Below are 25373 nucleotides of genomic sequence, written 5' to 3'. Positions count from 1 at the left end.
CAGGTGGCCAATGGCCACCTGCTTTACTAATGAGTGTGACAAAAAAACGCATATTACTTGGTTTGCTGATTAATCTGTTCTATTTGTGCAAGACTATCTTGGCATTTTGTTATTGAATCAAACATTTTATCAACTGCTTGACTTTGGAGTAGACTATTTTGAGCTTGAGCCATAGAAGATATGGCTTGCTGCAAAGATTGGACCACTTGTGTATCAGTGGCTACTTGCTGCTGATGACAGTCCTTCTCCATCTGTTCAATCATTGTTTTATACTGCTCTATATTTATTTGAAGATTTGAAATGCCTAACTGTGCTGCCTGTTGAAGCCTTTGAGCATTACCATAAAGGGTTTCCAGGCGTCCGGAGTCGATAAGATTTGTAGAAGCTTGATTGAGAGTGGATTGAAGCTGCTGCTGTGACGACATCTGCTGTTCTCGAGCCGAATTTACCAAACAATTGATTTCTTGTGAAAACTGCTGATGCTGCGGATTTTGATATTGAGTATTTTTTAGCCGCTGGGTTTCATCGGCGATTTCCTGAATCCGGTTGACTGTGTTGGTGCCTAATTCTTGGCTGATTTCATTCATAACCTTGTCTGATTTATTGTTTTGTGCGGCATCTTTTTTATCTGTCATATAATTCCTCCTCGAAAATAGAAATCATCGTTAAATAATATTCCCTTTTTTCGTATTAACCATGCAGAGAATAGTTTAAAAGAAATAAGGATAGAATAAGATTGATCTAAAATCATCGCAAGGAGGATGCTCGTAAAAATGGTAAAAACTGTTATCGGAGTATTTGATAATTATGATCAAGCTGAAAAAGCCGTAGCACAGCTTAGGAAATCCGGATATGATACCAACGAAATATCAATTGTAGCAAAGGATAAACAGGCCGACCGAAATAGTGGCAACGGTGAAGATGATACTGCCTTAAATATGGGTACGATTGCCGGCGGCACTGCTACGGGCGGAGCTTTGGGCGGCCTTGCCGGTCTTGCCATGGGTGCAGGTGCTTTGGCAATACCGGGCTTCGGACCTATTATCGCGGCAGGACCAATTGCAGGGCTGCTGTCGGGGGCAGCAACAGGTGGTGTGGCTGGAGGCCTTATCGATTGGGGAATACCCGAAGAACAGGGTAAACATTATGAAGATGAAATTAAACAAGGGAAAATATTGGCCGCTGTAAGGACGCATGAACAGAAAGTCGAAAAGGCAGCTGACATTTTCAGACAAAATGGTGCTAGCGATGTTAATATAAAGTAATATAACCCAATAAATGTTTGTAATTAACAATAAGAGCAAGGAGAAACTGAAACCAGTTCCCTTGCTTTTTATATTTTACACTATTGCCTATTCCGATAACCTTCTCAATTAACTTACTTTATGTTACAATAATATTGATTCGACATATTTAGATAATTTATTACAGTATATTTCATAATATAAAATTTGTTTAAAACTCATGAAAAAAAGAGGGAAAATTAATGTTCTTATAGAATATATAAATATATATAATTATATAGTCAATATATTATTTACAATTATTTATATATGTTTAATTTTTTTAGGCTCCATATGTAGTAAAGTTTATATATATTATGTAGTGGCGGTCGCTGACCGCCCGCAAGTATAAAGTTTATTTTAGGGCATATATTTGGGGGTATAAAAATGCAGATGAATTTCAGTCTGAAACTATCACAAACCCAAAAGCTTGTCATGACTCCAGAGCTGCGGCAGGCTATAACCATTTTGCAACTTTCGACTCTTGAGCTAGACCAATATATAGAAAATCAGCTTTTAGAGAATCCGCTTCTAGATGTAAATGAAGATATTTTTAAAAATGATGATACTGCTGAAGCTGAAAAGGTCGAAGAAAAGGAAGACGACAATATTGATTGGGATGAGTATTTTCAAGACGAAGCTAACAGCACTCCGATTAGAGTGCAGCGTGAGCGAAAAGAAGAAGGAGTAGGGTATGAAAATTTTGTATCATCAACGCCTTCTTTGCAAGAGCATCTGATGATGCAACTGCATATTTCATCAGTATCAAAGACAGCTCTAAAAATTGGGGAGTTTTTGATAGGCAACTTAGACAAAAACGGCTATCTTGCAATAACTATAAAAGAAGTGGCCAGGCTTTTAAAAGTAGGGGAAAATGAGGTAGAAGAGGCATTGAAAATCATTCAATCATTTGACCCGCCAGGTGTCGGAGCCAGAAATCTGACCGAATGTTTACTTATACAAATAGAGCAAAAAGGTATTAATACTCCCAAAATCAAGGATTTGGTCAAAAATCACCTGATAGACCTTGCGGAAGCACGCTTTCCACGAATAGCCGAAGCATTGAATATCAGCTTGACTGAAGTTCAAAATTTAAAGGATATTTTAGTTACCCTTGACCCCAAACCAGGAAGAAATTTTACGTCTGCAAATGATGTCCATTATATAATTCCAGATGCGGTCATTGAAAAGGTAGGCAGCGAATACTTGGTAATCATGAATGATACTGTTTCTCCAAGGCTCTCAATAAACGCCTATTACCGTTCACTGCTGACTTCTGAAGATAAGGAATCGAACATCGCAAAGTTTTTATCTAATCGACTCGATTCAGCTTTATGGCTTATAAAAAGCATTGAACAAAGACGCATAACCCTTCATAAAGTAATACAATCTATTGCTGATGTTCAAAAAGATTTTTTAGATAATGGCCTTATGTATCTTAAGCCACTTACAATGAAGCAGATTGCCGATATGGTGGGGGTTCATGAATCTACCGTATCCAGAGCTATCAGCGGCAAATATGTTCAGACTCCCAGAGGGGTTTTTGAATTAAAATTTTTCTTCCAAAGCGGTCTTGACAATGTCAACGGTACCACTACTTCTTCGGAAAGTATCAAAAAAATGATGCAGGAAATGATTGAAGAAGAAGACCCCTACAATCCCTTAAGTGACCAGAAAATTGCAGATATATTGAAAGAGAAGGGAATCACTATATCCCGAAGGACAGTGTCTAAATATCGGGAAGAAATTGGCATATTATCTTCAACAAAAAGAAAAAGATATTAAAATTGATTTTTGAAGAAGGATTTTGGGATTTTTTGTTGAATTAGTTAATATAATATCAGCAATATTTCCCTTTAAATATTCTTATATTAGGTGTTTTTGTTCTAAACAAAAACCCATTTTTTTAGAAAGCTCGGGACAATAAATATGCACAAGGGACATAAATTGACCCTTTATAACAAAATATTTAAAGTTACAGTGAATTTGAATAAAATCCGAGCTGTTAAGTAAATCCTAAATAGGGGAAGTAGTTTTTTAAGTTTTCCAATCAATAAATACATAAAAATTATCATTTAAGGAGGAATTTTTTATGTCTATCAAAGTAGGTATCAATGGATTTGGCCGCATAGGCAGAAACGCCTTAAAGGCTGCATTCTCAAAACATCCGGAAATTGATATAGTAGCTATCAATGACCTTTACGACACAAAGACTTTGGCACATCTTCTAAAATATGATTCAGTATTTGGAACGTTTGATGCTAAAGTTGAGGCCAAGGAATCTTCCATAATAGTGAATGACAAAGAAATTAAAATTTTTGCGGAACGAGATCTAACTAATATTCCTTGGGGTGATCTTGGAGTAGACATTGTAGTAGAGTCTACCGGCGTTTTCACTTCAAAAGAGAAGGCAGTGGGCCATATTGAGGCGGGTAAAGCTAAAAAGGTTATCATCAGTGCACCTGCAAAAGGCGAGGATATTACTATAGTTATGGGAGTTAATGAGGAAAAATACAATCCAAAAGAGCATCATGTAATCTCTAACGCCTCATGTACTACCAACTGTCTTGCACCTGTAGCTAAAGTGCTCATGGACAACTTTGGAATTGAAAAAGGTCTAATGAACACGATTCACTCATATACTAATGACCAGCGTATCTTGGATCTTCCACACAAGGACCTTCGGAGAGCTCGGGCCGCTGCACTAAATATAATTCCAACTACAACAGGTGCGGCAAAAGCAGTGGCATTAGTAATTCCTGAACTCAAAGGCAAGTTGAATGGATTTGCCCTTCGGGTGCCCACACCCACAGTCTCTATTGTAGATCTTACCTGCCAACTTTCCAAGAGTGCAACGGTCGAACAGATAAATGAAGCCTTGAAACAAGCAGCGGAAGGCAAGATGAAAGGTGTCTTAGGATATACCGAAGAACCGCTGGTATCTATGGACTTCAAAGGATGTGAACTTTCATCCATTGTTGACGGCTTATCTACAATGGTGATCGAAGATGATATGGTAAAGGTTGTTGCATGGTATGATAATGAGTGGGGTTATTCAAACAGAGTCATGGACCTTGTTGAATATATAGCGGCTAAAGGATTCTAAGAGTGTAAGAACCATGGCTGGAAAATGCTTGCTTTCAGGCAGGTTTTTTCAGCCATTTCTTACATATGCTACTTTTTTAAGGAGATTAACATATGGAAGAATTGGTGAAATTACTACAGCAGATAGCTCCTGAAATAGCGCTTACTATAGAAAACCGCTATACCATACTGCGAAACATATACTTTAATCAACCAATTGGCCGAAGGGCTCTGTCATCGATTCTTTCATTGTCTGAACGGCAGCTCAGGACAGAAGTGAAGCGGTTAGAGGAGCAAGGGCTGGTTAAAATAAGCTCAAAAGGTATGGAACTGACCAATACAGGTGAAAATATAATCTTTAGATTAGAGCATTTCATATATCACTTAAGAGGTTTAAATCCTATAGCTCAGAGTATAAGACAACTGTTTAACTGCGGTTATGTTTCTATAGTTCCGGGAGATTCGGATGAAGATGAAACTATAAAGATGCAATTGGGCAAAGAAGCGGCGCAATATCTCAAGAAAACCATAAATAATGGTGATATTGTAGCAGTAACAGGCGGGACTACCATGGCTCAAATTCCTCGGGCTATGGAAAATATTTCCAGCCTTAAAGATATTACCGTAGTTCCGGGTAGAGGCGGTTTAGGAGAAAAGGTAGAAATTGAATCGAACACCATAGCGGCTGAACTTGCAAAAAAACTCAAAGCACAATATAAGCTATTATATATTCCGGATAATCTAAGCCCGGAAACCATGGAGTCGGTTATTAACGAACCGGGAATTCGAGAGATACTAAAGACTGTGCGCAGTGCCGATATTTTACTGCATGGCATCGGCGGAGCCGAGGAAATAGGACAAAGGCGCGGCCTGTCAGAAAAAGAAATCGCTGAAATAAGTAAAAAGGGTGCTGTGGCGGAAGCCTTTGGGTTTTACTTCAATAAAGACGGTAAGGTTGTCCATACTACTACTAGTGTGGGCCTTACCATAGCAGACCTTAAGAATATTAGGATTGTTATTGCTATAGCCGGCGGTGCAAATAAAGCTCCTGCCATACAAGCGTTTTTGAGATATCACAGTCCGACGGTTTTGATTACTGATGAAGGAGCAGCCCGAAAATTGTTAGAACTTGAAGGAGGTAGAGATGATGAACAAAAAGATGCTTGAAGACTTTGAAGTGAAGGATAAAAGAGTTCTGGTCAGAGTGGATCTGAATGTGCCTATAGATGAAAACGGCGATATAACCGATGATACCCGTATAAGGGCCGCATTGCCTACAATAAACTATCTTATAAGTAAGGATGCAAAGGTTATACTCGTATCACATTTTGGCAGGCCCAAAGGCAAGGTAAATCCAAAATACAGTCTTGCACCTGTAGCCAAAAGACTTTCAGAGCTTTTAGATAAAGAGGTGGTTATGGCGCCGGACTGCATAGGAGAAACAGTAGAAAATCTTGTAGCCCAAATGAAACCCAAAGATGTAATACTTCTAGAAAATGTCAGATTCCACGAGGGCGAGGAAAAAAATGATCCGGAATTTGCCAGAAAACTTGCCAAACTTGCTGATATCTTTATAAATGATGCTTTCGGCACGTCGCATCGTGCTCATGCATCTACCGTAGGTGTTGCAAAATTTCTGCCGGCAGGTGCAGGGTATTTAATGCAGAAAGAAATTGAGATAATGGGCAATGCTTTAGAAAATCCCGAAAGGCCTTTTGTGGCCATTTTAGGTGGTGCTAAGGTAGGAGATAAAATAGGAGTTATAAAGAATTTGCTGAGCAAAGTTGATGTATTGCTTATCGGCGGCGGTATGGCCTATACATTTCTAAAGAGTCAAGGTTATGAAATAGGTAAATCCCTGCTGGAATCGGACAAGATTGAACTTGCCGCATCGCTTTTAAACGAGGCGAAGGAAAAGAATGTGAAGCTGCTGCTTCCGGATGATGTGGTGGTTACTTCAGAATTAAAGGAAGGATTACCGTATGAAACGGTTTCAATAGCTGATATTCCAAAAGATAAGATGGGTGTCGATATAGGTGAAAAGACTCGGGAGAAATTCGCAGATATCATAAAAGAGGCTAAGACTGTTATATGGAACGGTCCGATGGGAGTCTTTGAGATAGAAGAATATGCTGCCGGAACTCTAGCTGTTGCAAAAGCAATGGCCGAATCAAAAGCCGTAACTATTATTGGCGGAGGAGATTCGGCTGCGGCAGTGGAACAGATGGGTCTTGCCAAGTATATGACTCATATTTCTACAGGCGGTGGCGCATCGTTGGAGTTTCTTGAAGGCAAGGAATTACCGGGAGTAGCTGCCTTAAACGATAAGTGATATTGGCAGCATCGGCATAAAATAAACCGGAGGTGCTTATTTATGTCCAGAAAACCCCTGATAGCGGGAAATTGGAAAATGAACAATACTAAAACAGAAACCATTAAGTTTTTGGAAAGTTTTTTGCCGAAGGCTAAAGGGCTTTCGGTCGATATTGTCATATGCCCACCCTTTACAAATCTTTTCGTGGCGGCTGAAAAGCTTGAAGGTACGGATGTTAAGCTAGGGGCACAGAACATGCACTGGGAAGACAAAGGTGCTTTTACCGGAGAGGTTTCACCAGTAATGTTAAAAGAGATTCCATGTGACTATGTAATTATTGGCCATTCGGAGCGCCGGCAGTATTTTGCAGAAACAGATGAAACTGTCAATAAAAAGATAAAATCTGCTCTGCAGCATGACCTTCTTCCTATAGTTTGTGTAGGGGAGAGCCTTGCTCAGCGTGAAGAGGGTATTACTATGTCATGGATAATGTCGCAGGTGGAGAATGCATTAAAAGATATATCTTCGCAAGAATTAGAAAAAATAGTATTTGCATATGAACCTATCTGGGCTATTGGGACAGGCAAGACTGCCTCGGCTGCTGATGCTCAGGAAGTAATCTCAGCCATAAGAAAGAAGATTGCACAGATGTACTGCAGTGATACTGCAGAAAAGGTTAGAATACTTTACGGCGGTAGTGTCAAACCGGAAAATATAAAAGAACTTATGCAAGAGGCCGATATTGACGGAGCCTTGGTAGGCGGAGCAAGCCTTAAACCGGACAGTTTTTATGCACTTTGCACCTTTAATCTATAGTAGGAGTTGAAAATAGTGTCGAAAAAACCGCTGATGCTAATGATTTTGGATGGCTGGGGATTAAACCCTGAAAAGAAAGCTAATGCCATATTAAATGCTAATACACCTAATTACGACCGATTGATAAACCATTATCCCAACACCATATTAGAGGCATCCGGGCTAGCAGTAGGATTGCCGGAGGGACAGATGGGTAACTCCGAGGTAGGACATTTAAATATGGGGGCAGGGCGAATTGTATACCAGGACTTTACCAGAATAAGTCAAGACATAAAGAACGGCGGATTTTTTAAAAATCCCGCATTGGTTTATGCAATGGATAACGCACTAAATAACAATAAAGCTCTTCACCTTATGGGGCTTTTGTCTGACGGTGGAGTTCATAGCCATATAGATCATGTTAAAGCACTGCTTGATATGGCAAAACAAAAAGGTTTAAAGAGGGTTTATTTACATGCTTTTTTAGACGGCAGAGATGTACCCCCAGCCAATGCTTTAAAATATATTAAAGAAATAGAAAATTACATGGATAAAATTGGTGTAGGAGCTATTGCCACCATATCAGGTCGCTACTATGCCATGGATCGAGATAAAAGATGGGAAAGAACCCAAAGAGCATATGATGCCATGGTTTTGGGTCAAGGTATGAAAGCGAGTAGTGCAGAACATGCCCTATTGCAAAGCTATGAATGTAAAGAAACGGATGAGTTTGTAACACCATCTGTTATTACTGATAGCTGCGGAGAACCAGTGGCGACGGTGCAATCGGGAGATTCAATTATTTTCTTTAATTTTAGACCCGATAGAGCCCGCCAGCTAACCTACGCTTTCTGTGATGAAGAGTTTAAAGGATTTCAGCGGAAAAAAGGGTATTTTCCCGTCTGTTATGTTTGTATGACCGAATATGACGCAACGATAAAGAATGTAATGATAGCATATGGCCCCGAATCAATGCATAATATCCTAGCTGAAGTGCTGTCTAAAAATGGTCTTACACAGCTTAGAATTGCCGAAACCGAAAAATACGCACATGTTACATTTTTTTTTAACGGAGGGTCGGAAAAGGCTTATCCCGGTGAAGACCGTGTACTGATTCCATCACCTAAAGTAGCTACATACGACCAAAAGCCCGAGATGAGTGCATATGAAGTAGCCGATGCAGTAATAGAAAAAATAATGGAAGATATTTACGATGTAATAATATTAAACTTTGCAAACCCGGATATGGTAGGCCATACAGGTATTTTTGAGGCAGCCGTAAGTGCCATAGAGGCAGTAGATAAATGCATAGGGAAGGTAGCAAAAATCATTGATGAAAAAGGCGGGACACTGCTTGTGACCGCAGACCACGGCAATGCCGAGCAAATGCTTGATTATGTGACCGGCGAGCCTTATACGGCACACACATGCAATCCGGTTCCGTTTATTCTTGTAAGTGATAAGGCATATAAGCTTAAATCAGGCAAATTAGCAGATATAGCACCAACTATGCTTGAACTGTTGGGAATCGTGCAGCCTGAAGAAATGACAGGAGAATCATTGATAGTATAAGTGCCAGGGAAACCTCTGAAAAAGTGAAACATTATTGCAAATAATAAAAACCGTCATCCTGAGTGATAGCGAAGGATCTATTCTTAGAGCGGCTTTTAAGATTCTTCATTCCACTTCGCTTCATTCAGAATGACATAAACCCGGGATTTTCAGAGGTTTCCTAGGCACTATAGATACAAGGGATAAACGTAGCAGGGGCTGTGTGCAGGATATAATGATTAATAAGGATAAAAAATTACTTTAATAATATAATTTAGAAAGGTGAATGCTTATGTCAATAATTTTAGATGTCTTTGCTAGAGAAATATTAGATTCGAGGGGTAACCCCACCGTAGAAGCAGAAGTTATACTTGAAGATGGAACTATGGGCAGAGCTGCAGTTCCATCAGGTGCGTCCACAGGTAAGTTTGAAGCGGTGGAGCTTCGAGATAAAGATGTGGCACGCTTTGGCGGTAAGGGCGTTTTAAAGGCGGTTCAAAATGTAAATGAGGAAATTGCTCCCGAACTGCGGGGCATGGATGTCCTTGATCAGGTGGCAATCGATCAGCTTTTAATCGACCTTGATAACACTCCGAACAAAGGCCGCCTCGGTGCCAATGCGATTTTAGGCGTATCCCTTGCAGCAGCTCATGCGGCAGCTAATTATTTAGGCGTCAGCCTGTATAAATACATCGGCGGTGCAAATGCCAAGGTACTGCCGGTTCCCATGATGAATATATTAAACGGCGGCGAGCATGCGGATAACAATATAGATTTGCAGGAATTTATGATTATGCCGGCTGGTGCTAAAAGTTTTGCACAAGCTCTCCAGATGGGAGCTGAAACATTCCACACATTAAAGAAAGTTTTAGGCGACAGAGGTCTGTCTACAGCCGTTGGGGACGAGGGAGGTTTTGCACCAAATCTTTCCTCAAATGAAGAAGCAATAAAATATATAATTGAAGCTATCGAGAAAGCCGGATATGTTCCCGGTAAAGATATATTCATTGCACTAGATCCTGCTTCTTCCGAATTTTATAATGACGGTAAATATCAGCTCAAAGGTGAAGGCTTAGAGTATGATGCAGCAGGCATGGTGGATTATTACGCACGCTTGGTAGAAAAATATCCTATAATCTCCATAGAAGATGGTATGGCTGAAGAAGACTGGGAAGGCTGGAAACTTCTTACAGATGCTATAGGCAGCAAGGTGCAGCTTGTTGGCGATGATTTATTTGTCACAAATACTGAGCGGCTAAAGCGCGGTATTGAAAAAGGAGTGGCTAACTCAATATTAATTAAGTTGAATCAAATCGGAACGTTGACCGAAACCTTAGATGCTATTTCTATGGCCGAAAGGGCAAAATATACAGCAGTAGTTTCCCATCGTTCCGGTGAAACCGAGGATACTACCATCGCTGATTTGGTGGTAGCGGTCAATGCCGGCCAGATAAAAACAGGAGCTCCATCCCGCACCGACCGGGTAGCTAAGTACAACCAACTTTTAAGAATTGAGCAGGAGCTTGATACCACAGCCCGGTATCTCGGCATCGGCGCATTTTATAACATTAAACGATAATAAACGATTGATTTTTATATGCATAGTTTTGCTTGATGTTGTCAGGTGATGCAGTTTGCTCTCTTGCATCATCTGACAACTATTGTTGCTATATATGCATACATATTTACAAAAAAAGTTGGCAGCGAGGGGGCTTTGTATGAAGGAGTTAATTGTATACCCCACACCATATTTGGTTAAGCAGCATACAGCAGCACAGTTGAAAGGCAAACAAGGAGTGACCGGAGAATATCCGGTCACTTATGAAATTTTTATAGAAAAATGCATAAAAGATAATATAGCCTCAAAGACCTTTTTAGGAGATTTTAAGAAAAACCTTATTATCGAAAGGATATTTAGGAAGCTTAAAAAACAGAATAAACTGAAATATTTTGATACACCCCGTCCGGGTTACATACACCGCATCGGAGAGGTCATAGGAGAACTCAAGCAACAGAATATCGATGCTGAAACTTTTGAAAACATTATAGATGAGAAGGCCTGTCATCAAGACATTTCAATACTCTATCAAACATATCAAGATTTTCTTGAAAGAAATCAATTCTATGATAAAGAAGACCGCTATATACTGTGTAAAAAACATGTCCGAAAAAGTAAATTTATTGCACATTATGATACTATACATTTCAATGAATTTCATAAATTTTCCATAATCCAGGAAAAAATCTTAGAAGCTTTAAGCAGTAAAGTTAAGATTACTGATTCCGATTTAACGGTAAATATGAGACAGGTAAAGGCAGTAAAGGCTCAAAACCGCAGGACTGAAATTATAAATCTTGCTCACGTTATTTTACAGGACCTGCAGGATGGGCTTTTGCCGGAAAATATATGTATTGTCTTGCGCAATAGAGGTGCCTATGAAAATCTCCTCCTTGATATCTTTGATGAAATGTGTATCCCAATCTCCTTGGATAAGCAGGCAGTCCTGCTGCAAAATCCATTTATCAAAGCACTATTAAGACTGCTTTTTTATGGGGAGCTTACCGACTATTTTTCTGAAGAATGGGCAAAAGATAGCTCGGCAAGCAAACCGATAAGCGAGTGGATAGCTGATTTGGAGAATTTTCTAGAAGTCCAGGGCTATCCTGAAAAGTTTTGCCATATTCATGATAATAACCTTGCTGTAGTAAAGCGTGATATAGATGCATTCCAGTCGCTTCAAGGTGTTTTGACTGAATTGAATGAAACCGATAAAATGATTTCTAAAGAAGCCGTATCATTTACTGATTTTGCAACCGTTTTAGATACTCACCTACAAAGTTGTGTTTATAGCTACAGCTCTTTGAAAAACGGAATATGGGTAATTCCTCCGGCCATGCTCAGAGGTTTAAGGTTTGATAAGATTTATGTTCCGGGCATGGTAGAGGGAGAATTTCCAAGAGATTTCCGACCGGATTGGCTTTTAAAGGACAAAGATAGGGCAGAATTCAATCGTAAAGGATATAAGTTTGATACGCTGGATTTATTACTTGAAAGAGAGAGGGAGTCCTTTGATTTTTTAATATCATCAAGTCAGGCAGGGTATTTTTCTTATCCGATGATATTAGAAGACAATACTTCTTTACTGATGTCAATTTACCTTGAAGAACTGTGCCAGAAGTCGGCTGCTACTATAGAAAATGTGAGGTTTGAGTCGGTGTATTGCGGTAAAAAGCTAGAAAACATCATTGCACAAGAGCGAGGAGTTATTACCGGGAATACGAAACAGCGGCTAAAGGAGCATTTTTGCAATACACCTTTCAGTACTACAGCACTTAATATGTATGGCGAATGTCCGTATAAATTTTTCCTCGCAAGAGTTTTAAATCTATCGCCTGTCGAGGAAGAAGACGAGTATACGGCAATAGCTAGGGGGACAGTTATACATAAAATACTTGAAATATTTTTCAAAAGACATCGGGAGAAATTGGACGCTGCAATGCTTGATGAATATACAAATGATATAAAGGCTCTTGCTGATGAGGTTATAAAGAACTATAATCTCCAAGACAGCTTTGCACACCCACTGCTGCTTGAAATTGAAAAGTGCGGAATTATAACTAATATTGTCAACTATTTGGCATGGCATATAAAACAGATGGGAGATTTTGTACCTGCCTTTATTGAACTTGGCTTCGGATATAAAAACGACTTTTCCCTGCACTTTGCTCCGGATATTCAGCTTGTGGGTAAAATCGACAGGATAGATGAGGATTCAAAGGGCAGATTGGTAATTTTTGATTATAAGGTAGGTTCAACACCGGATATAAATAAGATAGAAGACGGCACAAATCTGCAACTACCTATTTACATTATGGCGGCTGAGCAACTACTTAAAAAAACTGTGGCAGGCGGAGTATTTATTTCAATAAAAAAAGGTGCCGTTGATAATATCTTAGTTAAAGACGACGAGGATTTACCATTCATATCAAGGCGCCGGAAAAAAGGTATCTTGAGCCAGCAAGAATGGAATCATATGATGGAAGCAGTGAGAGCTACCATTAGGACATATGTGGATGATATAAGGGAAGCGAAGTTTTTGCTAAACCCCAAAAGATGTCCAAAGGTTGATGTTTACGGCAGTTTTTGTGATTTTACCGGAATATGTCCTTGGGAAGGTGAAGACTGATGGAATATACTCCTGAACAAAAAAAAGCCATTGAAACCGTAACGCAAAATCTGGTTGTAACAGCCGGAGCCGGAGCCGGCAAAACCAAGGTGCTTGTTGATCGAATTCTCTATATTTTAGAGCAAGGCCTTGTCGACATAGATGAAATTGTGGCCATTACATATACAAAAAAAGCGGCATTAGAAATAAGAGAACGCCTTCGCAAAGAGATGATAAAACGGAAAGATGAAGGTGATTTTTCAAGATGCCTGGAAAAATTGGGCGTTGCATATATCGGCACAATACACAGTTTTTGCATGAGACTTCTTATGGAAAACCCCGTAGAGGCCGGTATTGATTCTGATGCTAAAGTTATAGAAGAATATAGGTCTAAAGCATGGATGAAAGAGAGTATCCGAGAAACAATAATAGATAATCTTGAAAATAAATCTGTTTTTCAACTTACATCAGAATTAGGCTTTTCAAAACTGTCGTATGAGATTTATGAGCTAATGAATAAAATGCAAAATCAAGGTCTGCGTCCGTCCGTTATAAATACTATGGCTGAAACTGAGGATGAAAAAGCTATTGCCCTGCTTATTGAAAAGACATATAAATTGTATAATTTTAAAAAAGAAGAGCAGTTCTTTTTGGATTATGAAGATATTTTACAAAAAACCTTGGACTTGCTTAAAGAAAATAAGGCAATACTCAGTGAATACCAAAAAAAATTTAGGTTTATTTTAATTGATGAATATCAGGATTTAAACTTTGTTCAAGATGAAATTTTGCGTCTGCTGGGCAAAAATACTAATATTTTTGTTGTGGGTGATAAAAAGCAATCCATATATGGGTTTAGAGGAGCTAGAGTTGAACTTTTTGAAAAGCTGCGAAAGGACTTGGAAAGGCAAGGACAAGCTCTAACATTAAAAGATAATTTTAGAAGTGATGATCGGATAATCGAACATGTAAATCAAAGCTTCGAAAATCTTATAGAGGGATATGAACCTATTAAAGCAAATCGTCGCCACGGTGGTCAAAATAACATATGCTTTTTAACGATGGAAAGTCAGGGAACTATGAGTGAGCGGCGACAGAAGGAAGGTGAAATGATAGCAAAAAAGATTCTCGAGATGATTTCCGATGAATCTGTAAAGGTATTTGACAGAGAAACCCAAAAATATCGAAGACCTAGCTTCAGGGATTTTGCGGTACTTCTTAGAAGGAAGACCCATATAAAGCACTATGTAAATGCATTTAAAGCCCATGAAATACCGTTTTATGTGGCCGATACCGGAAGCATTATGGAAGATTCCAGTGTAAAAAATATACTCTGTGCATTAAAAACCGTGGCTTTTCGAGATAACATAAATTTATATGGAACACTTTCACACCTTTTTAAAATAAGTGATGAGGAACTGGCGGAGTATGTACTTATGCGGCAAGAGCTGATATCAGGTCTTGAAGAAGATGCAAGCTATGACGATATTCCTGAAAGTCTTGCCGAAGCCTTTAAATTAATCCTAATGTGGTGTAAAATAAAAGATAGAGCAACACTTAGAGAATTGGCTCAGAGGATTGCGGATGATACCATGCTTTTAGCTGCTGCAGCTCAAAATGACTTGCTTGAAGTCGAGAATGTGTTTAAGTTTTTGGATTTATGCAGGGATTATGATGAACAGGGTTATACTTTAAGAGAGTTTTTAGAAGAACTTTCGGATTTTGGCTGGGAGCAGCAGGAAGCCATAGATGTGTCCGAAGAGGAAGATGTAGTAAAATTCGTTACTATACATTCTTCCAAAGGCTTGGAGTTTCCCATAGTTATTCTGGCGGACAGCGGCCAAGAAATATCAGGTATTTTTACGGAAATACTGTTCGAACCTAAAATAGGTTTGGCACTGAAAAAAGACAGAGACAAGTGGGAAATGCTGAAAAAATACTTAAATCAAAAGGAGATTGAAGAGGCTAAAAGACTGTTATATGTTGCACTTACTCGTGCACGAGATTATCTCCTGATTTCAGGTGAGATGAAATCCGATAAAAAGGACAGCTTTTTAAAATGGCTGAACCCAGAAAGTATTACAGATTCTGTAGATGATGGAATTTCTATACAAACAATTTGGGAGTTGTCGGATGTTGCTGTAAATACTGTAAATTTACAGGAAAATAAACCAAAACTTGGGAAAAAACAAATTTATTTAAATAAGCACATTAGTGTTCCAAGGAGTTTTTCAGTAACCTCAATAGGAGAGTTTGCAAGATGCCCCAGAAGATATTATTTAAGTAATCAGATGGGTATACCCGAGAGACTTTTTTATAAAGATTGCGGCGATTTATCAAGACTTTCGGCAAGAGAAAGGGGCACAATCGTCCATGAATTGATAGAAAAAATCCATAAAGAAAATATCAAAGTGAATAATAAAGAAAAAATTTTGGCTATTAACAGCTATCCCTTAAATTTTCAAGACAGAAAATTTATTGAAAGCTGCCTGCAAAATTACCTTGAAAGCGATTTGTACAATACGTCGGGTGTTGTTTATTCCGAAATGCCATTTACATATCATTTAGGTGAGAGGCGCTATATAACGGGAAAGATTGACCGTCTGATACTTGAAGAAGATGGGGCTACAGTAGTAGACTTTAAGACCAATTCTATGATAGGTTCAGATTTGATGAAAGCTTATCACTTGCAAGTAATGGCTTATGCTTGGCAGTATCTGAAATTTGCGGCATAATACCAAAGAAAGCTGTTATCGCATCACTATTTGAAGGGAAAATCGTGGAACTAGATATTTTACTATCTTCATTAGAAAAATGTAAAGCACAGATTTGCAGCATCATAAACCGGATAGAAAACGATGATTTTAATGGAAAGACACAAATAAAAACTAATTGTGACACTTGTGCATATAAAGGGGTATTATGTGAATAATTATTGGAAAGAGGGTGGTCTTAGGGGATATTTATTAAGCAGAAGTTAATCTAAAGCTAAAACTCAAAATGACATATCATCAGGTTATTATATTTTGTAATAGAACAGTATTAAGTGTTTTAATGTGTAATATAAAATATAGAGTAGCACATATATAGATAACATGGATGTATTAGTACATCATTTATGATAAATGTGTTGTGTTTTAAAAAACCTTGTGTTATAATCACTAATATTAGCTTATACGGGAGGTAGGCGGCATGGAAATATTCTTGACAATAGTTTATCTACTAATTTGCATTGGCCTTATTGCACTGGTTTTGTTGCAGTCGGGCAAGTCTGCTGGTATGGCCGGAAGTATTGCCGGCGGTGCTGAAAAGCTGTTTGGCAAGAAAAAAGGCATCGATGATAAGCTGGCCAAATACACAGAGATTCTGGCACTTGTATTTCTGGCTATGTCGATTGTAATGATTGTTTTTTTGCGTTAGTATTTAAACACTTTCAATACTTTCAATAATCTGGAGGGAACTATCAAATGGAAAACCTGGTGATATGGGCCCCTGTAATGGGGATTGTAGCTCTAGCTTTTGTCTTTATACTTGCCGCTAGGGTGACTAAAAACCCTGCAGGCAATGCTAAGATGCAGGAAATTTCCGGTGCCATTCATGAAGGAGCTATGGCATTTCTTTTCCGGGAGTACAGAATCTTGTCAGTTTTTGTAACTGTTATGTTTGCAGTAATAGGCTTTTTTATCAACTGGCCTACAGCTATATGCTATATTACCGGCAGCATTGCCTCAATATTGGCAGGCTTCATAGGTATGAATATAGCTACAAAAGCAAATGTCAGGACTGCCAATGCTGCTCGCGAAAGCCAAAACAAGGCCCTCAGCATTGCCTTCTCAGGCGGGGCAGTTATGGGTATGTCGGTAGTTGGTTTAGGTCTTTTAGGCCTCGGAATTCTTTATTATTTATTTGGAGATCCGTTGGATGTCAAGAGCTTTGATGTCATAAATGGTTTTGCCTTAGGTGCAAGCTCCATTGCCCTCTTTGCTAGGGTGGGTGGAGGTATATATACTAAAGCCGCCGATGTAGGTGCCGACTTGGTTGGTAAAGTAGAGGCGGGCATCCCAGAGGATGACCCTAGGAATCCTGCAGTTATAGCTGATAATGTAGGTGACAATGTAGGTGATGTGGCCGGTATGGGAGCTGACCTATTCGAGTCATATGTAGGCTCCATTGTTTCTGGTATGGCCATAGGAGCTGTGGCTGTGTCGGCTACTACCGGAGAAGCCTTCGGCATAAAGGGAATTATCCTTCCTCTAATGCTTGCGGCAGCAGGTATTTTAAGCTCAATTATCGGTACATTTTTTGTTAATGCTTCAAGTGGAACTGATCCACAAAAGGCTCTTACAAATGGGACTTTAATCAGTGCAGTTCTGTCCATAATTGCTACCTACTTTTTAAGCCAATCCATATTGGGCGAGCTAAATGCATTTTTTGCCACTACCTCAGGCATAGTTGCCGGAAGTATTATCGGGATGGTGACCGAATATTATACATCGGCAGATAAACCTCCGGTAAAAGGAATTGCAGAGTCTTCTCAAACGGGAGCGGCCACTAATATAATATCGGGACTTGCGGTGGGAATGAAAAGCACGGCATTGCCTATATTGTTTATTGCAGCTGCCATTCTTATTTCATATAGATTTTCGGGGTTGTATGGAATAGCACTGGCAGCTATAGGCATGCTTTCTACCACAGGTATGACTGTTGCAGTTGACGCCTACGGGCCAATTGCAGATAATGCCGGCGGAATTGCAGAAATGGCCGAGCTTCCTCATGAAGTTCGCGAAATTACCGATAAACTTGATTCAGTAGGCAATACCACTGCTGCCATAGGAAAAGGATTTGCTATAGGTTCTGCAGCACTGACGGCGTTGGCATTGTTCTCTGCTTACACTACAGCAGCAGGTTTAAAGGAAGGTATTAATCTTTTGGAGGCCGATGTCATTGTAGGACTTTTAATAGGCGGCATGCTGCCATTTCTATTTTCCGCAATGACCATGGAAGCGGTGGGGAAAGCTGCCTTTGAAATGATAGAAGAAGTCAGGCGTCAGTTTAAAGAGATTCCCGGCATTATGGAAGAAAAGGCAAAACCTGATTATGCTAAGTGCGTGGATATCAGTACAGCAGCGGCACTAAAAGAAATGATAGTACCGGGAATGATGGCGGTTATCGCACCTCTTGCTGTAGGACTTCTGTTTGGAGCTGAGGCACTCGGAGGCCTCTTAGCAGGGTCTCTGGTGACAGGAGTAATGTTGGCTATTCAAATGTCCAACTCAGGCGGAGCTTGGGATAATGCCAAAAAGTATATTGAATCAGGGCATTTTGGCGGGAAAGGAACCCCCACTCATGCTGCTGCGGTTGTCGGAGACACTGTGGGCGACCCTTTCAAAGATACATCAGGACCTTCTTTAAATATTTTAATAAAGTTAATGACCATTGTAGCCCTGGTGTTTGCACCGTTGTTTATATAAATATTTGACAAATGGTTTCTGCTTTCAAAAAATAGTGGTTTACAAAAAAATGCGGAAATACGAACAATTATGGGTTGACAGACATAGTAACTTGTTGTAAACTGAAGATATAATTTAATAAAGGCAAAGCCTCACTTTTCACAAGTGGGGTAGAGGAGCAGCGCTTAACGATTCTTAGTGAAGCTTGAGAGCAAAGCAATGACATTAAGGAGAAGGAAGTGTTGCCGAAGCAGATAATATTCTCTCATGTTATTTGCTGGGCCTGCAGTTAAGAGCTGTAGGACTGTCTCAATAAACAGCCCGGTTTATTGAGTTGAGCTATCTCAATTGGGAAAGGGGAGGAATTTGGGAAAACGCGTATATTAAGACCCGAGTTCATCTCGGGTCTTTTTGTACTTGTCATCCTGAATGAAATGAAGGATCTTTTTTCCTTAATTTAAATTTTAAAAAGGAGTGTATTGTTTATGAATAAGAAAGTATTATCAATAATGTCAATATTTTTATTAGTCATTATGTTGTCGGCGGGATGTGGATCAAGTGACAATTCACAAAATGCAAATTCACCGGAGGTGGGGGATACAACGGAAGATAAAACATTCAAAGTAGGGCTTGAATGTGATTATCCGCCGTTTAACTGGACTCAACTTGATGATTCCAATGGTGCGGTGCCAATAGATGGTTGTGCTGAATATGCAGCTGGGTATGATATAGAAATTGCAAAAAGAATCGCCGATGGCTTGGGAAGAGAACTGGTTATTGTCAAAACTGAGTGGTCTGGTCTTTTGCCCGCATTAACTTCAGGTAAAATTGATGCAATTATCGCAGGTATGTCACCTACGGCGGAGCGAAAAGAAAGCATAGATTTTTCGACAAATTACTACAAATCAGATTTAGTCATGGTTGTTAAAAAAGGAGGAAAGTATGAAGGAGCTACCTCTATCCAAGACTTTAAAGGTGCAAAAGTAACTGCTCAAATAGGCACATTCCACTATACAGTGATTGACCAAATCGAAGGTGTGATAAAGGAACCGGCCATGGATGATTTCTCTGCAATGAGGGTTGCCCTTGAATCAGGAATGATCGACGGGTATATTTCGGAGAAGCCGGAAGCTGTCAGTGCGGAGGCTGCCAATGAAAACTTTACATTTGTTGAATTTGACGATGGTTTTGTAACATCTGATGATGATACTGCCATTGCTGTGGGTCTTGTGAAGGAAAGTGAATTAATTGAGGAGATAAATAGGATATTGGCAGGCATTTCGGATGCGGAAAAAGAAGAACTCATGAATGAGGCTATCAAAAATCAGCCGAAAGAATAATATTTATCCGATGGTTGCCATTGCTTATCCATCTGCTTCTGTAAGCAGCAGGGTAAGTGCTGGTATGCCTAGACTGATAACTTTTAAGGAGCACGAATTCATACATTTGTTTATATGTAAAAAGTCTTAGTTTAAGAAAACGAGAATCTAGACAGAGCGGTGTCAAAAGGAGGAAACTTATATGAGCTTTGAGCAGATAATCAGAATCACCTTAAAATATTGGCCCATGTTTCTGCGTGGAGCCGGTATGACACTTTTGATTTCCATAACGGGCACTATTATAGGGTTTTTTATCGGTCTATTAGTTGGTGTTATACGCAGTGTTCCTATACCTGAATCAGGAGTAAAAAAACTAATTTTAAAATGTATCAATGCCTTCTTAAATGCTTATGTGGAAGTATTTCGTGGGACACCGATGATTGTTCAAGCCACGGTAATCTATTACGGCTCTGCTCAGGCATTAGGCCTTGACATGGATAAATTGACAGCAGCTTTTTTGATTGTATCTATTAATACAGGTGCTTATATGGCTGAAATTGTTCGAGGTGGAATTGTTTCCATAGATAAAGGACAATTTGAGGCAGCTCATGCTGTAGGTATGAATCATATGCAAACTATGGTTAATGTGATATTACCGCAAGTAATTCGCAATATCTTGCCGGCAACAGGCAATGAGTTTGTAATAAATATTAAAGATACCTCAGTACTTAACGTAATTTCTGTAACAGAATTATTCTTCCAAACAAAATCAATTGTTGGCAATAACTACAAGTATTTCGAAACTTTTTTTATTGCTTCTGTTATATATTTTGTTATGACTTTTACAGTGACAAGAATATTACGTTATTTGGAAAGGAAAATAGACGGTCCGGAAAACTTTACAGTGATTGGCAATCCAATGCAAATATAATACCGAACCGTGAAATATAAATTGTGGGACTCGCCATTGTCGATGGTAGAGGAGGGGAATTATGGAAAAGATAATCGAGATATTACATTTAAGTAAAACTTTTGGAACTCATGAGGTATTAAAGGACATTAATTTTTCGGTAGATAAAGGAGAAGTTGTCTGCATAATCGGTTCGTCAGGCTCAGGCAAGTCAACTCTCCTTCGCTGTATTAACCTTTTGGAAAAGCCAAGCGGTGGTAAGATAATTTATAAAGGCAAGAATATGTTAGAGGGTAATCATGATATCTACGCATACCGCACTAAATTAGGCATGGTATTTCAACAATTTAATTTATTTAATAACCACAATGTTTTAAACAACTGCACGGTAGGGCAGATAAAAGTATTAAAACGCTCAAAGGAAGAAGCGAAGAAAGTTGCTATGAAATACTTGCAAGTTGTTGGAATGGAACAATACATCAATGCAAAACCGAAACAATTATCAGGCGGGCAAAAACAAAGGGTTGCAATTGCCAGAGCTCTCTCGATGGAACCGGATGTTATGCTGTTTGACGAACCTACATCATCCCTTGACCCCGAACTGGTGGAAGAAGTTCTCAAGGTCATGAAAAAACTTGCCCAAACCGGTTTAACCATGCTGATTGTGACTCACGAAATGGAATTTGCAAATGAAGTAGCTGATCGCGTAGTATTTATGGATAAGGGCGTTATTGAAGAAGAAGGTAACCCTGAGCAAATCTTTAATAACCCGATAAAAGAACGAACCAGAGAGTTCTTAAGACGAACCTTAAAACAGATGTAACATCAAAAACCATACATCTTCAGCACTATAAGTTTTTAGCTTTTTCTGCAAAGATTATAATATGTGATACTTTTTCATTTGTGACCGATATGTGCCGTACAATAATGTCGGTAAATCTAGACTTTTATTCAGATCTATTCTCCTTCGATGAATCAAAAGGAATCGTTCCTAAATATTCACATTTAAAGAAGGATTTTTTGGTATTATGTAGAAATTTGATAAATATGAGAATATATTTAGGGAAGTAAAAAGGTGGAGAAGATGAAAAGGTTAACTTGAGGGCAGTGGGAGGCAATATAGTTGGTTTGCTTGAGGAGGTTTGACATGACTGACTACAAACTAACAGATGTTATTGATAAAATTAAGCTTCGGGAGATGCTGGCAAAGTTTACCGAAGCTACGGATTTGGCTGCCATTCCTTGTGATTTGACCGGTAAAAATATAACGGATCCCACCAATTTTACAAGGCATTGTCATATGGTTCGTTCCACTGAAATGGGGAAAAAACTGTGCTATGCGTCAGATGAGGAGCATGGCAGGGCATCTATGGAGCAGGGGAAGCCAATCATATTCCCATGCCACTGCGGCCTAATGGACTTGGCTGCACCTATTGTGGTTGAGGGGAAGTGTTACGGCTATATTCTATGCGGCCAGGTTTTTTTGGAACCTCCTGAAGCCGAAAACATAAGGCAAGCCCGGGTGAGGGCAGAAAAGTTTGGCTTGGATGTGAACGATTATGTTCAAAGTTTTTTGGAGGTAAAGGTTTTTACGAAACAAAGACTGATTTCTGCTACAGAAATGTTAAATATTTTTTCCAACTACATAGTAGAATTGGGAATAAATAATCTTATGCAGCAGAGGCTTTTAGAAGAAGAACGACTTCGGTTACAACTGGAAAATACATTACACGCTATGGAATTAAAGGTTTTGCAATCACAGTTAAATCCTCATTTTCTTTTCAATACATTAAATACTGCTGCTAGACTTTCCTACCTTGAAAATGCAAAAAGAACGGAAGAAATTATATATTCCCTTGCAAGTCTTTTAAGGTATTCCCTAAGAAATCTAGAACAATTTGTATCATTAAAAGAAGAAATTACTTATATACAGCATTACCTACATATACAAAAAGCAAGATATCAAGATCAGTTAAAAACCACAATTGATGTTCCGGAAAAGTTACAAGATATATTGATTCCCGTCATGACGCTGCAACCCTTAGTTGAAAATGCCATAATTCATGGCTTGGAGCAAAAAGAAGACAATTGGGAACTTATCATCAAGGCTTATGAAGAACAAGAAATGTTGATAATAGAAATCATAGATAACGGTGTTGGAATGGATAGCAAGACACTAAATGAATTAAATAATTTTACAAGAAAGGGCAAAGGACACATAACGGGAATAGGAATTCCAAATGTAGATATTCGAATAAAACGATATTTTGGGTCAGAATACGGTATAGAAGTTGATAGCAAATTAGGAAATGGAACTGTCACAAGATTAACACTTCCAAAAAGTTATATGGAATCAACTTTTTACCCAATAAATCAATAAAACTGAGAAAGTATATCAATAAGCCACTTAGATTATACTTTTTTACTAAAATAAAGCTGTGCTAAATACTCGTGGGAGTTTCTTTTTAAACTTACATTACACGGATTGTATGATATCCTTCGTGTACTGCATTAATGATTTTCCTAGGAGCTTGTGCATCTCCTATAACCGTTAAATTTTCTATTTTATCCTCTAATGCCTTTTCTAACTGATTATTTGAACGAAAACCGGCAGCAACAATTACTGTATCACATTCAACCACATATTCTTTTCCGTCTTTTGCATAACTGATGCTGTTCGGAGTTATTTTGGTGACTTTTGCATTAACAACTACCCCAATATTTCTTTCTTTAATCATTGTTCTTAACGCTTGGTCATTGTTTAAGCAGTGGTCAGCAGTTGCTAAAATGTCTCCCAGCACCTCAATAATTGTAACTTCATCGGCGCTTTCTTTCATGTATGCCGCCGTTTCGCAACCGACAAGGCCGCCGCCAATTACAACGACTTTCTTACCAGGCTTTTTTAGACCTAACAAATAGTCAATTGCAGTAGCAGCAGTTTCAATTCCCTCAATAGGAGGCATAATTGGCGTTGAACCGGTTGCTAATATAACCTTATCATACTTGCCGCCTAATATAGCTTCTGCTGTTGCCTCTTTATTCAATACAACCTTAACTCCAAGTTTTAACACTTGACGCTCCATATAAGTAATTAATCTTAAAACATCATGCTTAAATGTAGGTAAACCCGCTGCCCATAAATTGCCGCCCAGACGTGATGATTTTTCCCATATTTCTGCATCGAATCCGCGCTTGGCAGCCGCAATGGCAGCTGACATACCACCAGGACCGCCACCGATAACCAATACAGATTTTTTTACATCACTTTTCTCAGGAAGCTGAAAAGTGTCTTCAGCATAGCAAAGCGGATTTACGCTACAGTAATAATGCTTTCCTGAAAAACCTGAAAGCAGGCATTCATTGCATCCAATACAAGGGACAATGTCCATAGTATTTCCGCTTTTAACCTTGTTCGCCCATGCCGGATCTGCTAACATCTGATGCGATAATACTATATAGTCGGTTTTTCCTTCTACAAGAGCTTGTTCAGCTTTTACCGGATCAAACATTTTACCCTGTCCAAATACTGGTAATGATACCGTCTTCTTTACAGCTTCAACAACATCCATTTGGTGTCCTTCTGGTTCGTATACAGTAGAGATTGCCTTGTGCCAGACCTCATAACAGCCAACATCGACATGAAGCGCATCTATATTTGCACTTTCAAGTATTTTAGCCATTTCTAATCCTTCATCTAATTCACGACCACCTTCGACCCGATGCACCGGTGTGAATTTAACAAAGATAGGGAATTCTGGTCCAACATTTTTATGAATAGCATCGATGCACTCTAATGTAAATCTCATGCGATTCTTCAGACTGCCACCATACTCATCGGTACGGTTGTTCCATTGCTTCGAATGGAATTGATCTAATAAATACCCTCCATATGCATGCAATTCAACTGCATCTGCACCTGCCATTTTTGCAAGTGATGCAGAATAACCGACTTTTTCTACAATATCATGTATTTCTTCTATGGAAAATGGTTTACATTTCAGAGAAGGAAACCAGAAAGAATTGCATTCACTGGCTGAATAAGGTGGCGTAAACGGATCTGTAAACTGCTGACGACCTAAACCGGGTGAAATCTGAACACAAACCTTAGCGCCGTAATGGTGACAGCGATCTATTAGCATATTTAATCGCTCAACGTGATGAAAATTACTAAGTTCAGTGCAGGGACGGGGTTCGTATTTCGTTGTAACAACATTGGCGCCTGTAATTATTAATCCCACTCCCCCTTTGGCGCGTTCTTCAAAATAGCGAATGCCTTCCGAGCAATATGAGCCGTCTGCTTCACCGGTAGTTCCCATTGGCCCCATAACAATACGGTTTTTAAGCTTCATACTACCTATTTGTGTTTTTTCAAATAATTTAAACATAACTTTTCCTCCTTACCATGGTTATAATTTATATTACCCTAGTAATATAATATTGCTTTCTAAAAAAAATGTCAATTTTGATTTTAAAAAAAGAATGTGCTATATTATATACAGTG

Annotated in this window: 19 protein-coding genes and 1 riboswitch; of the genes, 17 read left to right on the top strand and 2 right to left on the bottom strand. The window is 39.0% G+C overall.

Annotation, left to right across the window (positions count from 1 at the left end):
• Window positions 1-53: 53 nt before the first annotated feature.
• A complete protein-coding gene (locus TEPIRE1_RS09870) occupies window positions 54-635 on the bottom strand; it encodes a hypothetical protein (protein WP_013779030.1) in 582 nt (193 codons plus the stop codon).
• Window positions 636-773: 138 nt separating this feature from the next.
• On the opposite strand from TEPIRE1_RS09870, the gene TEPIRE1_RS09865 reads away from it, so the two are divergent.
• The 17 genes from TEPIRE1_RS09865 to TEPIRE1_RS09790 all read left to right on the top strand — a co-directional run bounded on the left by TEPIRE1_RS09865 (window position 774) and on the right by TEPIRE1_RS09790 (window position 23252).
• On the top strand, window positions 774-1265 hold the full coding sequence (locus TEPIRE1_RS09865; protein ID WP_013779029.1) for a general stress protein: 492 nt from the start codon (window positions 774-776) through the stop codon (window positions 1263-1265).
• A gap of 405 nt (window positions 1266-1670) precedes the next feature.
• Entirely contained in the window at window positions 1671-3068 is a 1398-nt protein-coding gene (gene rpoN / locus TEPIRE1_RS09860; RefSeq protein ID WP_013779028.1) for an RNA polymerase factor sigma-54, read from the top strand.
• A 307-nt stretch (window positions 3069-3375) separates the two neighbouring features.
• Window positions 3376-4389, top strand: a complete 1014-nt coding sequence (gene gap, locus TEPIRE1_RS09855) for a type I glyceraldehyde-3-phosphate dehydrogenase (RefSeq protein WP_013779027.1) — start codon at window positions 3376-3378, stop codon at window positions 4387-4389.
• Between the two features lie 92 nt (window positions 4390-4481).
• Window positions 4482-5534 carry a sugar-binding transcriptional regulator gene (locus tag TEPIRE1_RS09850; protein ID WP_013779026.1) on the top strand — a complete coding sequence of 351 codons (1053 nt, stop codon included), beginning with the start codon at window positions 4482-4484 and terminating at the stop codon, window positions 5532-5534.
• Window positions 5515-6699: a phosphoglycerate kinase gene (locus TEPIRE1_RS14145; RefSeq protein WP_013779025.1), complete on the top strand. Its 1185-nt coding sequence runs from the start codon at window positions 5515-5517 to the stop codon at window positions 6697-6699. Before TEPIRE1_RS09850 ends, TEPIRE1_RS14145 begins: the two co-directional genes overlap by 20 nt.
• A 42-nt stretch (window positions 6700-6741) precedes the next feature.
• Window positions 6742-7497: a triose-phosphate isomerase gene (tpiA, locus tag TEPIRE1_RS14140; protein ID WP_013779024.1), complete on the top strand. Its 756-nt coding sequence runs from the start codon at window positions 6742-6744 to the stop codon at window positions 7495-7497.
• A 15-nt stretch (window positions 7498-7512) separates the two neighbouring features.
• Complete coding sequence (gpmI, locus tag TEPIRE1_RS09835) at window positions 7513-9048, top strand: 2,3-bisphosphoglycerate-independent phosphoglycerate mutase (protein ID WP_013779023.1); 1536 nt, start codon at window positions 7513-7515, stop codon at window positions 9046-9048.
• A 271-nt stretch (window positions 9049-9319) separates the two neighbouring features.
• Window positions 9320-10606: a phosphopyruvate hydratase gene (eno, locus tag TEPIRE1_RS09830; protein ID WP_013779022.1), complete on the top strand. Its 1287-nt coding sequence runs from the start codon at window positions 9320-9322 to the stop codon at window positions 10604-10606.
• Between the two features lie 139 nt (window positions 10607-10745).
• Window positions 10746-13214 carry a PD-(D/E)XK nuclease family protein gene (locus TEPIRE1_RS09825; RefSeq protein WP_013779021.1) on the top strand — a complete coding sequence of 823 codons (2469 nt, stop codon included), beginning with the start codon at window positions 10746-10748 and terminating at the stop codon, window positions 13212-13214.
• Window positions 13214-15928: a UvrD-helicase domain-containing protein gene (locus TEPIRE1_RS09820; protein ID WP_015295683.1), complete on the top strand. Its 2715-nt coding sequence runs from the start codon at window positions 13214-13216 to the stop codon at window positions 15926-15928. The genes TEPIRE1_RS09825 and TEPIRE1_RS09820 overlap by 1 nt, the downstream gene beginning before the upstream one ends.
• Entirely contained in the window at window positions 15901-16125 is a 225-nt protein-coding gene (locus TEPIRE1_RS13690) for a hypothetical protein (RefSeq protein WP_015295682.1), read from the top strand. Before TEPIRE1_RS09820 ends, TEPIRE1_RS13690 begins: the two co-directional genes overlap by 28 nt.
• 260 nt (window positions 16126-16385) lie before the next feature.
• Window positions 16386-16613, top strand: a complete 228-nt coding sequence (gene secG, locus TEPIRE1_RS09815) for a preprotein translocase subunit SecG (RefSeq protein WP_013779019.1) — start codon at window positions 16386-16388, stop codon at window positions 16611-16613.
• A 47-nt stretch (window positions 16614-16660) separates the two neighbouring features.
• On the top strand, window positions 16661-18664 hold the full coding sequence (locus TEPIRE1_RS09810; protein WP_013779018.1) for a sodium-translocating pyrophosphatase: 2004 nt from the start codon (window positions 16661-16663) through the stop codon (window positions 18662-18664).
• A 142-nt stretch (window positions 18665-18806) separates the two neighbouring features.
• Window positions 18807-18993, top strand: a riboswitch (Lysine riboswitch).
• A 135-nt stretch (window positions 18994-19128) separates the two neighbouring features.
• Window positions 19129-19983 (top strand): transporter substrate-binding domain-containing protein, encoded by an 855-nt coding sequence (locus TEPIRE1_RS09805; RefSeq protein ID WP_013779017.1) that lies wholly within the window; start codon window positions 19129-19131, stop codon window positions 19981-19983.
• Between the two features lie 181 nt (window positions 19984-20164).
• On the top strand, window positions 20165-20893 hold the full coding sequence (locus TEPIRE1_RS09800; protein ID WP_013779016.1) for an amino acid ABC transporter permease: 729 nt from the start codon (window positions 20165-20167) through the stop codon (window positions 20891-20893).
• A 61-nt stretch (window positions 20894-20954) separates the two neighbouring features.
• Window positions 20955-21695, top strand: coding sequence for an amino acid ABC transporter ATP-binding protein (locus TEPIRE1_RS09795; protein ID WP_013779015.1), 741 nt, complete (start codon window positions 20955-20957; stop codon window positions 21693-21695).
• A 324-nt stretch (window positions 21696-22019) separates the two neighbouring features.
• Window positions 22020-23252 (top strand): sensor histidine kinase, encoded by a 1233-nt coding sequence (locus TEPIRE1_RS09790; protein WP_013779014.1) that lies wholly within the window; start codon window positions 22020-22022, stop codon window positions 23250-23252.
• 91 nt (window positions 23253-23343) lie between these two features.
• Here the strand turns inward: TEPIRE1_RS09790 and TEPIRE1_RS09785 are convergent, their stop codons facing one another.
• Window positions 23344-25257: an NAD(P)/FAD-dependent oxidoreductase gene (locus TEPIRE1_RS09785; protein WP_013779013.1), complete on the bottom strand. Its 1914-nt coding sequence runs from the start codon at window positions 25255-25257 to the stop codon at window positions 23344-23346.
• Window positions 25258-25373: the final 116 nt, after the last annotated feature.

This window comes from Tepidanaerobacter acetatoxydans Re1, assembly GCF_000328765.2.
Taxonomy (GTDB): domain Bacteria; phylum Bacillota; class Thermosediminibacteria; order Thermosediminibacterales; family Tepidanaerobacteraceae; genus Tepidanaerobacter; species Tepidanaerobacter acetatoxydans.
Note: the sequence above shows the minus strand (reverse complement) of the source record. Positions and strands in the feature narration are given on the sequence as shown.